This is a genomic window from Bradyrhizobium sp. Ce-3, assembly GCF_022835695.1.
Lineage (GTDB): Bacteria > Pseudomonadota > Alphaproteobacteria > Rhizobiales > Xanthobacteraceae > Bradyrhizobium.
In genome coordinates, this window is sequence record NZ_BQUV01000002.1 from 450026 (window position 1) to 463589 (window position 13564).

Genomic DNA, 13564 nt, shown 5'->3' on the forward strand with positions numbered 1-13564 from the left:
GACGCTACGAGCGCAACCGACGCCCAGCGGTCATTGCCGGCGACGAAGGGCAACGGATGGAACGGGACCCGTGTTCCAGATCGGAATGCGCTTTGCCGCTGATCGCACGGTCTCTTGAACATACGGCCCGACGGGCCGCGAGCTCACCGTTCGCCGAGATCGATCTGCGTCAGGATGCCCTGGCGCAGCGCGAGGCGGACCAGCTCGATGTCGGTGCCGACGCCGAGCTTGTCCTTGATCATGGAGTGCAGGTTGGCGACCGTCTTGGGGCTGAGGTGCAGCGTCACGGCGATCTCGTCGGTGGTCTTCTCCGCGAGCAACATGCGCAGCACCTCGAACTCCCGTGCGGTCAGCAGATCGGCGGCGGCGCTCTCGCCGGCGAGGTGGCTGAGCGCGAGCTCGTGGTCGATATCCGGGCTGATCGCGATCTTGCCCGACAGCGCCTCCATCACGGCATGCACCAGCGTCTCCGGCGGGCTGGTCTTGGTGACATAGCCGCTGGCGCCGGCGCGGATCGCCTGCACGGCAAAGGCCGCGTTCTGGTGCATGGTGAACACCAGGATCTTGGCGCGCTTGTCCCACTGCCTGAGCCGCCGGATCGCCTCGATGCCGCCGATGCCGGGCATCGACAGGTCCATGATCACGAGGTCGGGCGTGGTCTCCTTGTAGAGACGGTAGGCCTCGACGCCGTCGGAGGCTTCGGCGACGACGGAGAGGCCCGGCTGCTTTTGCAGCATCGCCCGGTAGCCCTCCCGAACGACGGCGTGGTCGTCGACCAGGAGGATGGTGCGTGCCGTCGCGCTCATGCCGCGCGATCCCTGGGTGCGGCCTCCAGGCCGGCCGCGACGGGAACGCTGACGCGCAGCGACGAGCCACCGGACTGCCTGGCCGCGAAGCTCAGCCGCCCGCCCAGTGCTGCGACCCGCTCGCGCATCCCGAGCAGGCCCATGCCGGACTTGGCCGGTGGATCGCCGGGCTTGCCATCATCGTCGATCGCAAGCACGATTTCGCCGTCGCCGGCCAAAGCCGGCTCGCGCATCTCGAGCCGTAGTGTGACCCGCGTGGCGCCGGCGTGCTTGGCGGCGTTGGTGAGCGCCTCCTGCACGATGCGATAGAGATTGGCGGCGGTCGAGGCGGGGATGCGCTCGAACGATCCCGCAACGGTGATCTCGAACCGCTGACGTCCCCGGCTGCGGCTGTTCCAGCCGGCGATCAGACCCTCCAGGCTGGCCGCAAGTCCGAGCTCGTCGACGTCGGGCGGACGCAACCGGAACAGGGCGCCGCGCAGCGTCTCCATCATGTCGGTCGCGGTGCGCGCGATGCCGTCGCATTCGGCGAGCAGGGGTGGACAATCCTGCGCCGCGGTCAGGCGTGCCGAGGCGGCGAGCGCACGGATGGCGGCCAGCGACTGCCCGAATTCGTCATGCAACTCGCGTGCAAGATGCCGGCGCTCCTCGTCCTGCACCAGGATCAGCTTTTGCGTCAGCGCGTTGCGGTCGCCGAGCGCGGCGGCGAGGCGCTCGGCGAGCTGATTGAAGACATCGCCGATCGCCGACAGTTCGGCGAGATCGAACGGCGGCAGGCGCGCGGCGAGGTCGCCTGTGGCGATCCGCGCCAGCCCGTCGCGGATCAACAGCGTCGGACGCAGCGCGCGCGACAGCGCGGCATAGACCAGGGCGCAAAGCAGCGGCAGCGCCAGCATCAGCACCGTCATCAGCCGGCCGGCATCGTGCCAGGCCTCGGCCGTCAGCACGGCCGGATCGACCCAGACCACGGCCTCGCCGATCGCCTGGCCGCGCGAGACCACCGGGCGGACGGCCTCGCGGCCGGGATCGAACAGGCGGCGATACAGCGCAGTAAAGGCCAGTGGCGGGGTGGCCATATCGGTCTGCGCACCGCCGCAGAACCGCTGGCTGATCTCACCGCCTGTGTTGCGAAAAGCGAGGCACAGCCCCGGCGCCATTACCGAGGCGGCGACGCCGTCGAGATTGGGGAAGTCGGAGCGCGCATTGTTCAGCCACTGGGTCTTGCTCTGCTGCAGCTCCAGCGTCCTGGCAGTGACATCGGCAACGGCTGTGATCCTCGCGCGCACCGAGCGATCGGCATCGACCAGGAAGTAGCCGGAGATCGCTGCAAAGCAGAGCATCGACACGACGGCCACGCGCAACGTCAGCCGCAGTTTCAGATCGCTTCCGGACCAATTCCGCATCGGTGTATCCTCAGAGGTCGCAGACGGGCCATGGCGCCCGCCGGCGGGCAGGGCCGTCATGCCCATTAAACGGCAGAATGCGAGTGTCGAGAAGCGCCGCCATGAGCGCGGACCGCCGTCGTGAAATTTTCCCGGCACCGGCCGGGAGGCACGCAGCTGCGGCACGGAGGCCCGTCGGCCTAGGTTGCGATCATCCGCTCCCAACCGCTGAAAGGCCTAGATCATGCGCCAGTCCCGTCTCGTCCTGCTCTCCGTTGCCCTGATCGGCCTGCTGGCCGGAATTGGTCCGCTGCGCGCCGGGACCGGCGCCGCGGCAACGGCCCCACTCGGCGTCAGCATCGATGATTTCAGCTATCTCGACACCTCGGGCGAGGTCGTCGATCAGACCGTCGCGCATCAGAAGCGGCTGGATGCGTTGATGCAGAAGCTGCGCGCCGATGTTGCCGCGGAGCCGCGCTATCGGCTGGTCCCATCGGCGGCGCCCGCGGGCGAGGCCCGGATCAAGGTGATCGGCGGCGTGCAGAAGATGAGCACGCTGATCCAGTGGGCCAAGGTGGCGGTGATCGACGCCGCCGCGAGCCAGGTGCTGTACGAGAAGCTTTACACGTTTCGTGGCGATACGGATGAGGCGTGGGACCACGCGGCGATGTTCGTGTCGCGCGAGGTACGCGGCGCTCTTGCGACCGTGCTGCCGCCGGAACAGACCGCTGCCCCGGCGCCGATCCGGCTTGCGGTGTTCGAATTCGAGCTCGAGGATACCTCCGCGGCACCGTCGTCAGGCGTCGCCGGCTCCGATGCAGTCACTCTCGCCGACGTCACGAAGGGCGTGCGCGATCGCATTGCGCAGTCCGGCCGCTACCGCCTGGTCGATACCGGCGGCGCGAGCGCGGAGCCGGTCAAGGCGCGGGCGCTGCGCGACTGCGACGGTTGCGAGGCTACGATTGCGCAGCAGCTCGGCGCTGATCAATCGCTGATTGGCGTGATCAGGCGGGTCAGCCGGACCGAATACACGGTCGGCTTCCAGGTGCGCGACGCCCGCAGCGGCACGGTCGTCTCGCGCGGCGACAGCGGCCTGCGGATGGGCGCCGATTATTCCTGGACCCGCGGCGCGGTCCATCTGGTCGGCGACCGCCTGCTCGAGGGCGAGACGCAGCGGTAGGTCGACGGACCATCGCAAACTGCGATAGCTGCTAGACACGGCGTCATCTGGCCGTGCTCTGATCCGTGCGCTATCAACGCCGCCTGATCGCCGCACAGGAGCCGCCGATGCGTTTGCCCGCCATTCTCTTCGCCCTCACGCTCGCCGCAAGCCCCGCGGCGGCCGAGGAGCTGTCGGGCACGCTGCAGAAGATCAAGGAGACGAAGAAGGTCACGCTCGGCTTTCAAGAGGCCTCGGTTCCCTTCAGCTATCTCGACGACAATGCGCGGCCGATTGGCTTCGCGCTCGACATCTGCCTGAAGATCGTCGACGCGGTGAAGAAGCAGCTCGGCATGCCCGACATCGCGGTCGACTATCTCCCGGTGACCTCGTCGAACCGCATTCCCTTGATGGTCAACGGCACGATCGACCTGCATTGCTCGGCCACCACCAACAGCGCCGAGCGCCAGAAGCAGGTGACTTTCACCAACTCGCATTTCCTCAGCGCGACGCGCTTTGCCGCCAAGAAATCCGCGGGCATCAACACGATCGACGACCTCAAGGGCAAGTCGGTCACCGCAGTGGCTGGCTCGGTGAACCTGACCCAGCTCATCAAGGTCAACACCGAACGCAAGCTCGGCATCAACGTGCTGCCGGCCAAGGACCAGGCCGAGGCGTTTTTGATGCTGGAGACCGATCGTGCCCAGGCCTATGCGCTCGATGACGTGCAGCTGGCCGTTGCGATCGCGCGATCGAAGCAGCCTGCGCTCTACATGATCAGCGAAGAGGCCTTCTCGAAGGCGGAGCCGTTCGGCGTCATGCTGCGCCGGGAGGACGCGCCGTTCAAGGCGCTGGCCGACCGCGCCACGGCGGAGCTCTACCAGAGCCCGGAGATCGAGGTGATGTACGGGAAGTGGCTGCAGCAGCCGACGCCGCCGAACGGCATCAACTATAACGTGGCGATGTCGCCGGCGCTGAAGAATGCATTCGCCCATCCGAGCGCGAGCTTCGATCCCGATGTGTACGAGGTTACGAAGTAGTCCGGAGCAGGATGGGCAGAGCGAAGCGATATCCATCATTCGGACCGCGGGAAAACGGATCATCGCGCCAGGCAGCCAATCCTTGGAACGGCTTTTCGCGCGCGCGGCGAAAAACGAAATAGCGTCTCATATACATCGGCGGCGTTTCTCCTAAGCTTGCAGCAGTTGTGACTGCTGATCAGGAGCTCAAGCCGGTGACCACGCCATTCTCCCTCTCTCGACGTTCTGCGCTCGGTGCGCTTGCCGGAAGTCTGATCGCAAGCCGTGCGCACGCAGAGGGCGGGGCAGGCGCGGCGCCCGATCTCGGCGGCGTCACGCTGCGCGTCGCCTATTACAAGGGCGGCTGGCGTCAGCTGTTGCAGGCGGCGGGCGAGGACAAGACGCCGTACCGGATCGAATGGAAGGAGCTCAACAACGGCGTGCTCCACATCGAGGCCTTGAACGGCGATGCGCTCGATATCGGTTCGGGCAGCGAGATTCCCGCGATGTTCGCCGCGCGGCAGAACGCCAAGGTGCGCTTCATCGCGGTCACCCATGAGGATCTCAATATCCAGGTCACGGTCGCGGCGAAGGATGCGCCGATCCATTCGATTGCCGACCTCAAGGGCAAGCGCGTCGGCTATGTGCGCGCGACCACCGCGCATTACTTCCTCGCCAAGCAGCTCGAGGAGGCCGGCATTGCATTCGGCGATATCGAGGCGATCAATCTGACGCCGTCGGACGGTTATTCGGCGTTCGCCTCCGGCAAGCTCGATGCATGGGCGATCTACGGCTATAACGGCCAGCTCGCCATCGCCAGGCAGGGCGCGCGCTTGCTCAAGACCGGCGTCGGCTATCTCTCGGGCAATTTCCCGATCTACGCCAATCCGAAGGTGGTCGACGATCCGCTGCGCCACGCCGCGGTGAGCGATCTGTTGCTGCGGATCCAGCGCGCCTATGCGTTCGCCAACAGGAATTTTGCGCTCTACGCGGCGGCACAGGTGGCGGAAACCCATCTGCCGCTGCAGGACATTCTCGATCAGTTCGCCCGCCGCAGCGACGATTTCTCGCTCGCCGGCGTCAGCCCCGACGTGCCGGAGACCCACCAGAAGGTCGCCGATACCTTCCTCAAGCTCGGCGTGCTCGATGCGCGTGCCGAGGTTGGAAAATTCTGGGACACGAGCTTCAACGACGCGATCGCCGCGGGCGCAGCAAAGCTTGCGCGCAGTTGACCGTCGCCGCGAGGACGTAGTCCATATGGGCTAGGGTGACGAGCGGGCGGGAACCGCGCGATCGGCGCGTCCATTTCCCGGAGATCGCCGCGCTCCGGCCGACAACGCCAGTCCGCCCGCAGCTTCAATGTTTTACGGCCCCAGCGTGACGGCTGGGGCCGCAGGAGGTGTTGTGTGCCTCTGGGGCAATGATCAGGGGACAATCACCGAACGGCACACGGGCGGCAAAGTTCCGGCAGTGCCGTGGCCGGCTCTGCCATGCAGCCATGCAGACGGGCAAGCTTGCAGACGGGGCCAAGGCCGTACCATGATGATGTCGACCGGCTCGAATCGAACGCGGCGTGGTCGACGGCCCGGCGCCGGCCTCGAACGGCGCTGGCGTTACATTGTTGTTGCGGCTGATTGCCTTCGTTGATGCCGATTGTTTCGGAGCTGACATTGAATCACGACGCATTGGCCAAGCTCACCGTCACCATCATTGTCCTGGTGGCGCTGCTGGTATGGCGTGTCGCCGACCAGAAGAAAGCGATCGCATGCGGGGTCAACTGCCCGACCGACCTGTCGGCCAGCCGGAAGCCCGCTCAATAGGATCGCAACGGTTCGTCGCGCGATATCGGCTCGGCGTCGCGCGCCTCTATCGACGATCGCGTGCCGCGTATATCGTCGCCGGCAAAACCAAGATCGGCCCGTGCACCGGGGTAACGACCTCATGTGAGGAAGCCATGTCCGACAGACTGCTGTTTTCGCCGATGACCATCCGCGGCGTCACGCTGAAGAACCGCATCGTGGTGCCGCCGATGCACCAATATTCCGCCGAGAAGGGCTTTCCGACCGACTGGCATCTGATGAATGCAGGCAAGTTCGCCGCCGGCGGCGCCGGTCTCGTGATCGTCGAATCGACCAAGGTCGAGCGCCGCGGCTGCGGCACGATCGGCGATCTCGGCATCTGGGACGACAAGTTCATCGCGCCGCTCGGCCGCCTCGCGGGCTTCATCAAGCAGCAGAATGCGGTGGCCGGCATCCAGCTCGGCCATTCCGGTCGTAAGGCGCGCGCGAGCCGGCCGTGGGAGGGCGACCGTCCGCTGGAGCGCACGCCCGAGATCGAGGATTGGGACGCCTGGACGCCGGTGGCGCCGAGCGCGGTCGCCCATAGCGAACGCTGGCCGGTGCCGCGCGCGCTGGAAACCCATGAGGTGCAGGACCTCGTCGCAGCCTGGGGGCAGGCGGCACGGCGCGCGCACGCGGCCGGGTTCGATGTGCTGGAGCTGCACGGCGCCCATGGCTATCTCGTGCACGAATTCCTCTCCGGGCGTTCGAACCAGCGCAGCGACGCGTATGGCGGCTCGGAATCGAACCGGATGCGGTTCCTGATCGAGGTGACCGAAGCCGTGCGTGCGCACTGGCCGGACCACAAGCCGCTGTTCGTGCGGCTGTCGGTCGAGGACAATGCCGGCTGGGGCCCGGAGCAGAGCGCCCGGCTGGCGACGATCCTGAAGGCCAAGGGCGTCGACGTGATCGACTGCTCGTCGGGCGGAATCAGCGAGATGGCGCCGATCCTCGGCAAGGAGATCAAATACAACTATCAGGTGCCGCTGGCGGAATATGTCCGCTCCCATGCCGATATCATGACCATGGCGGTCGGCCTGATCATCCATGGTGACCAGGCCGAACAGATCCTGCGTGATAAACAAGCAGATTTGATCGCGGTCGGCCGGGAAATCCTCAATAACCCGAACTGGCCGATGGATGCCGCGCTAAAACTCGGGGTTGAAGGGCCATTTCGCAATGTTCCTCCGCAGTTTGGCTATTGGCTGGGCACGCGGGCCAAGCGCGGCTTCGGGACCCAGCCGTCGACCTGGCAGAACGGGTTGCGGGAAGCTGGTCCAGAGGCCGACCGGGAGCTGACTTGAAAGGCTGGCTTGGAAGCCCGATCTGGAAGGCCGAGAGGCCGATCTGGAAGGCTGATCCGGGGCTGGACAGGGTATCGTGACAGGACCGTAATGGTCCGGTGACGCGGCGGCCTTGATCCGACCAAAAAGCCGTTGTGTGGTGCCCCGCGTCGGGGTGGGGCCGAATGTTGCGAAACGTTGCCGGCCGATAGCGAAGGGATCACGGATAATGCGCAAACATGTTGGCTTCTTCCTCGGGACGGTCGCGGGCGCGTGTCTCACCCTGCTCGTGGCCTCGCCGCAGGGCGCGCATCTGTTCGCCGTCGCCAACGCCGCCGCGCATTCCGACAACAGCAACACCTATTCGCAGCTCAACCTGTTCGGTGAGGTGTTCGAGAAGGTCAAGAGCGACTACGTCGAGAAGCCCGACGACTCCAAGCTCGTCGAAGGGGCGATCAACGGCATGATCTCCTCGCTCGATCCGCACTCCCGCTACATGAACGAGAAGGGCTGGGCGGAGATGCAGGAGACCACGCATGGCGAGTTCGGCGGGCTCGGCATCGAGGTCACGATGGAGGACGGCTTCGTCAAGGTGGTGGCGCCGATCGACGACACGCCGGCCTCGCGCGCCGGCATCATGTCGGGCGACGTCATCACCACGATCGACGATGACCAGATCCAGGGCATGACGCTCGACCAGGCCGTCAACAAGATGAAGGGCGCGCCCAACAGCTCGATCCGGCTGAAGATCATCCGCAAGGACGCCGACAAGCCGATCGAGCTCTCGATCACCCGCGAGGTCATCCGCGTCCGCCCCGTGAAGTACCACGTCGAGGGCGGCGACATCGGCTACATCAGGATCACCTCATTCAACGAGCAGACCACCGAGGGCCTGCGCAAGGCGATCGCGGAGATCCAGAAGCAGGTTCCGCAGGACAAGCTCGACGGCTACGTCGTCGACCTCCGCAACAATCCGGGCGGCCTGCTCGACCAGGCGGTGTCCGTGACCTCGACCCTGATGCAGCGGGGCGAGGTGGTCTCGACCCGCGGCCGCAACCCGGAAGAGACCCAGCGCTTCACCGCCCATGGCGGCGACATGACCAAGGGCAAGCCGCTCGTCGTCCTGATCAACGGCGGCTCCGCATCCGCCTCCGAGATCGTCGCCGGTGCGCTGCACGACCACAAGCGCGCGACCCTGATCGGCACCCGCTCGTTCGGCAAGGGGTCGGTGCAGACCATCATTCCGCTCGGCACCGGCAATGGTGCGCTGGCGCTGACCACGGCGCGCTATTTCACTCCGTCGGGCCACTCGATCCAGGCGCTCGGCATCAAGCCCGACATCGAAGTGCTGCAGGACGTGCCGGACGAGTTCAAGACCCGCTCAGAGATCATCAGCGAGGCCAAGATGCGCGGCCATCTGGCGGCCGAGGGCGCCGAGCAGACCGGCTCGCAGTCCTACGTCCCGCCGGACGAGAAGAACGACAAGGCGCTGGCCGCGGCGTTCAACCAGCTGCGCGGCGTTACCGTCAACGCCGACGCCAAGAACGCCGACACCAAGGCAGCCCAGAAGCGCCCGGTGCCGAACTAGAGCCACCTGTAGCCCGGACGAAGCGAAATCCGGGAACCGTCTGCGCATTAGCAGGGTCCCCGGATTGCGCTTCGCTCCATCCGGGCTACGGAACTGCCAAAATATCGAAAACAACCCCATGCACAGTAGCCGGTGGTGGCTTGCGCTCAACCAGGCCATTGACACGTCGGGCAATTTCAGGGCATTATTCTAATATTCCGAAATCGTGCAATTGCGCCCCTCGGGCTCCGGTCCCCGAGAAGCCTCACGCCCGAGAAGCCCTATGCCGCGCCGACGACCGGCTTGCGCCGGCGCGTGGCGGCCGTGCCCGCGGCGGGGCCGTGGCGGTGCCCGGCCAGCAGCTCGCGGATCTGGGCCGCGGGTTTGGGCGGGCTGAACAGATAGCCCTGCATTTCCGAACAGCCGAGCTCGCGCAGCAATTGCTGCTGCTGCGCGGTCTCGACGCCTTCCGCCGTGGTGGTCATGCTGCGCTCGGCCGCGATGTTGACGACGGCCTCGACGATGCCGGCCGAGCCTTGCGGATCGGCGATGTCGGTGACGAAGCAGCGGTCGATCTTGATCTTGTCGAACGGGAAGCGCTTCAGATAGCTCAGCGACGAGTAACCGGTGCCGAAATCGTCGAGCGCGATCCGGATGCCGATGGCGCGCAGCTGATGCAGCGCGGCCAGCGCCGTCTCGTCGTCGCGGATCAGCACCGCCTCGGTGATCTCGAGCTCCAGCCGGCTCGCTGACAGGCCCGACGCCGCGAGCGCCGCGATCACCTTGAGCGCCAGCGTGCCGCTGCGGAACTGGATCGGCGAGACGTTGACCGCGAGCCTGACATGGTCGGGCCAGTTCACGGCCTCCTTGCACGCCGTCATCAGCACCCATTCGCCGAGCTGGTTGATCAGGCCGGTCTCCTCGGCGATCGGCACGAACTCGGCCGGCGAGATCATGCCGCGCACCGGATGGCGCCAGCGCACCAGCGCCTCGCAGCCGGTGATCGCGTTGCTGCGCAGGTCGACGCACGGCTGGTAATGAACTTCGAGTCCGCTGCCGGCCGAGATCGTCTGCCGCAGCTCCATCTCGAGCTCGCGGCGGGCGCGGGCGTCGGCATCCATCGCCGGCTCGAAGAAGCGCGAGACGCGCCGGCCGGCCGACTTCGCCGCATACATCGCAAGGTCGGCGTTCTTCATGATCTGGTCGAGATCGGTGCCGTCCTTCGGCGCCAGCGCAACGCCGATGCTGGCATCGGTCGTGACCTGGTGGCCGAGGCATTGATAGGGTGTGCGGATCACCTCGTAGATGCGCGCCACGAGGTCGGTGACCTCGATCTCGCTCTTCACGCCGGTCTGCACGATCGCGAATTCGTCGCCGCCGAGCCGGGCGACGAAATCGCCGTCGCCGATCACGCCGCTCAGCGTCCGCGCGACCGACTTGAGCAGTTCGTCGCCGACCATGTGGCCGAGCGAGTCGTTGATGCCCTTGAATTCGTCGATGTCGATATAGAGCACCGCGAGCTGGCTGTCCGGTGCGACATGCGCCAGCTCGCGCTTGATCTCCTCGTGGAACAGCGCGCGGTTCGGCAGGTCGGTGAGCGCATCGTAGTGGGCGAGATGCGTGATGCGCTCCTCGGCGCGGCGGCGCTCGGTGACGTCCTCGTGGGTGGCGAGCCAGCCGCCATCGGCCAAGGGCTCATTGACGACCTGGATCGAGCGCCCGTCGGGCGTCGTGATCACCATGGTGTTGCGGGTGCCGACGTCGCGCAGCACGAGGTTGACGTAGCGTTCGACGTCGCCCTGGAACGAGCCGGTCAGGTGGCGATGCACGATGACGTCGCGGAAGCTGCAGCCGGGCCGGATGACGTCGGCGGACAATCCGTACATCTCGATATAGCGCTTGTTGCAGATCACCAGGCGCTGCCCGGCATCGAACAGCAACAGCCCCTGCGTCATGTTGTTGACGGCGGTATCGAGCCTGAGCTTCTCCAGCGTCAGGCGCTGCTGCTGGGCGCGATGGTGCTGCACCAGCTTGCGCACCACGAGCGTCAGCAGGATCGCGATCGCCAGCACGGACAGGGCGGTCACCACGATCAGGATGGCGATCTGCTCGCGCCAGCTGGCGAGCGCCGCTTCCCTGGTGGTCGTCGCGACGACCACGATCGGGTATTTGGTCAGCGCCCGCGACGACAGCAGGCGGTCCTTGCCGTCGACCGGGCTGGCGAGCCGCGTGGTGCTCTGCGGCAGCTCGAAGACCTGCTGCTGGTTGGCCGGGCCGCTGCGAAAGTTCTTCCCGATCAGCTCCTCGACATGGGGATAGCGCGCCAGCAGCGTGCCGTCGCGATGGTGCATCGAGATCGCAGCACCTTCGCCGAGCGCAACGGTGGAGAAGAACCTCTCGAAGGTCGCCGGCTCGATGCCGCGGCCGACCACGCCGAGGAATTCGCCGTGCGGACCGGTGACCTTGCGGACGATGACGGTGGTCCAGCCGCCGTTGACGCGGCTGACCACCGGCGCGACCAGCATGTCGGGCGAGTAGGGGCTCGATTTGAAGATCTGGAAGTAGGTGCGGTCGGCGATGTTGACCTGCGGCAGCGGCCAGGCGCCCGAGCTGTTGATCAGCACGCCCTCCGCGTCGAACACGTTGAGGCTGCCGACATTGGACAGCGCGTCCATCTTGGACTTGAGCATCGCATGGATGTCGGCGGCCGACATCCGGCGCTTGTAGTTCTCCTGCGTCGCGATCCCGTTGTCGCGCATGAACGCGATCAGGTCGCGCTGGACGACCTCGAGATCGTCGAGCTGCTGGTCGAAATGCCGCGCCAGCAGCAATACGGTGTTCTCGAGCTCGCGCTCGCTGTTGTGCAGGGCGCGCTCGCGGAAATTCTCGGCCATCAGGGTCGCGCCGATCGCGATCGCTGCCATCAGCACGGCGCCGCCAAGGATCAGCCAGCGGATCGGACCGCTGCCGATCACCGAGGCGATATTGAATGAGGCGCTGCCGTTTGGATTCATCTGGCGCAATCGGATCCCCGCGTTTCACCCGGAAGTAGCTTTCATGCACCTCCGGCCCGCGAAAGTCGTATCCAAACGAAATGGAGCAGCGGTTAGCGAGATTGGTTAACGAAACGTTGCGCACTTGCGCGAAAAGGCATCCTGCGCATTGGTCGGATCACGCGCCGGCGCGATAGTGCCCGGACTTGCCCCCGATCTTCTCGACAAGATGGATGCCTTCGATCCGGATGCCGCGGTCGACCGCCTTGACCATGTCGTAGATCGTCAGGCAGGCGACCGAGACTGCGGTCAGCGCCTCCATCTCGACGCCGGTCGGGCCGGTCACCTTGACGCTGGCGCGCACGATGCAGCCGGGCAGCTTGCGGTCGGTTGCGATGTCGATCGTGACCTTGGTCAGCGCCAGCGGATGGCAGAGCGGGATCAAGTCCGAGGTCCGCTTCGCGGCCATGATGCCGGCGATCCGCGCCGTCGCCAGCACGTCGCCCTTCTTGGCCTGGCCGGTTTCGATCAGCGCCAGAGTCGCATCGCTCATCAGCACGCGGCCTTCGGCGACCGCGGTGCGCTCGGTCGCGGGCTTGGCCGAGACGTCGACCATGCGCGCGTCGCCCTTGGCGTCGATATGGGTGAGGGTGGTGCCGGCGCCGGCCTTGCTCTTCCGCGCCATCGCGTCAGCGCGTGCCGGTGGCGCGCGGTGCGGCCGATCGTGTCAGCAACGCGCGGGTGGCCGCGGTCACGTCCTGCTGGCGCATCAGGCTCTCGCCGACCAGGAAGGTCGACATCCCGACGCGCTCGAGCCGGGCGAGATCCGCAGGCGTGAAGATGCCGCTTTCGCCGACCATCAGACGATCACGCGGGATCAGCGGCGCAAGCATCTCGCTGGTCGCGAGCGTGGTCTCGAAGGTGCGCAGATTGCGGTTGTTGACGCCGATCATCGGCGATCGCAGCTTCAAGGCTCGATCGAGTTCGGCGCGGTCGTGGATCTCGATCAGCACGTCCATGCCATAACCGAGGGCTGCGTTCTCGATCTCGCTTGCCGCCGCATCGTCGAGCGCGGCCATGATGATCAGGATGCAGTCGGCGCCATGGGCGCGCGCCTCCGCCACCTGATAGGTGTCGAACATGAAATCCTTGCGCAGCACCGGCAGGTTGGTCGCGGCGCGGGCCGCGACCATGAAGTCGAGATGGCCCTGGAACGAGGGCGCGTCGGTCAGCACCGACAGGCACGCCGCGCCGCCGGCCTCATAGGCCTTTGCGAGGGCGGGCGGATCGAAGTCGGCACGGATCAGCCCCTTCGAGGGCGAGGCCTTCTTCACTTCCGCGATCAGCGCGTAGTCGCCGCGCGCGTGCTTGTCCTTGAGCGCGCGGACGAAGCCGCGCGGAGCTGCGGCCGATTTCGCCTGAGCCTCGACCTCGGCGAGCGGCCGCGCACGCTTTGCGGCGGCGATCTCCTCGCGCTTGTAGGCCTCGATCTTGGTCAGGATGTCGGACATCGCTAG

11 protein-coding genes are annotated in these 13564 nt (G+C 66.3%); 6 read left to right on the forward strand and 5 right to left on the reverse strand.

What is annotated here, in order from left to right; translation table 11 throughout:
- Nucleotides 1-143: 143 nt before the first annotated feature.
- Both BRSPCE3_RS08505 and BRSPCE3_RS08510 read right to left on the reverse strand, forming a co-directional pair.
- Nucleotides 144-806, reverse strand: a complete 663-nt coding sequence (locus BRSPCE3_RS08505; protein ID WP_244065344.1) for a response regulator transcription factor — start codon at nt 804-806, stop codon at nt 144-146.
- A complete protein-coding gene (locus tag BRSPCE3_RS08510; protein ID WP_244065345.1) occupies nt 803-2209 on the reverse strand; it encodes a sensor histidine kinase in 1407 nt (468 codons plus the stop codon). Before BRSPCE3_RS08510 ends, BRSPCE3_RS08505 begins: the two co-directional genes overlap by 4 nt.
- A 223-nt stretch (nt 2210-2432) precedes the next feature.
- Here BRSPCE3_RS08510 and BRSPCE3_RS08515 point away from each other — a divergent pair, with 223 nt between their 5' ends.
- The 6 genes from BRSPCE3_RS08515 (at nt 2433) to BRSPCE3_RS08540 (ending at nt 9075) form a co-directional block, all read left to right on the forward strand.
- Complete coding sequence (locus tag BRSPCE3_RS08515) at nt 2433-3368, forward strand: DUF3280 domain-containing protein (protein WP_244065346.1); 936 nt, start codon at nt 2433-2435, stop codon at nt 3366-3368.
- A gap of 107 nt (nt 3369-3475) precedes the next feature.
- Entirely contained in the window at nt 3476-4387 is a 912-nt protein-coding gene (locus BRSPCE3_RS08520) for an amino acid ABC transporter substrate-binding protein (RefSeq protein ID WP_244065347.1), read from the forward strand.
- 167 nt (nt 4388-4554) lie between these two features.
- Complete coding sequence (locus BRSPCE3_RS08525) at nt 4555-5598, forward strand: ABC transporter substrate-binding protein (RefSeq protein WP_244065348.1); 1044 nt, start codon at nt 4555-4557, stop codon at nt 5596-5598.
- A 414-nt stretch (nt 5599-6012) separates the two neighbouring features.
- On the forward strand, nt 6013-6186 hold the full coding sequence (locus BRSPCE3_RS08530; protein WP_244065349.1) for a hypothetical protein: 174 nt from the start codon (nt 6013-6015) through the stop codon (nt 6184-6186).
- Between the two features lie 134 nt (nt 6187-6320).
- Nucleotides 6321-7508: an NADH:flavin oxidoreductase/NADH oxidase gene (locus BRSPCE3_RS08535; protein ID WP_244065350.1), complete on the forward strand. Its 1188-nt coding sequence runs from the start codon at nt 6321-6323 to the stop codon at nt 7506-7508.
- Nucleotides 7509-7716: 208 nt separating this feature from the next.
- Nucleotides 7717-9075, forward strand: a complete 1359-nt coding sequence (locus BRSPCE3_RS08540; RefSeq protein ID WP_244065351.1) for a S41 family peptidase — start codon at nt 7717-7719, stop codon at nt 9073-9075.
- Nucleotides 9076-9335: 260 nt separating this feature from the next.
- Here BRSPCE3_RS08540 and BRSPCE3_RS08545 read toward each other — a convergent pair whose 3' ends face one another.
- From BRSPCE3_RS08545 to trpC, 3 genes are all read right to left on the reverse strand, one after another.
- Nucleotides 9336-12068, reverse strand: coding sequence for an EAL domain-containing protein (locus tag BRSPCE3_RS08545; RefSeq protein ID WP_244065352.1), 2733 nt, complete (start codon nt 12066-12068; stop codon nt 9336-9338).
- Between the two features lie 157 nt (nt 12069-12225).
- Nucleotides 12226-12732 carry a cyclic pyranopterin monophosphate synthase MoaC gene (gene moaC / locus BRSPCE3_RS08550; protein WP_244065354.1) on the reverse strand — a complete coding sequence of 169 codons (507 nt, stop codon included), beginning with the start codon at nt 12730-12732 and terminating at the stop codon, nt 12226-12228.
- Nucleotides 12733-12736: 4 nt separating this feature from the next.
- A complete protein-coding gene (gene trpC / locus BRSPCE3_RS08555; protein ID WP_244065355.1) occupies nt 12737-13558 on the reverse strand; it encodes an indole-3-glycerol phosphate synthase TrpC in 822 nt (273 codons plus the stop codon).
- Nucleotides 13559-13564: the final 6 nt, after the last annotated feature.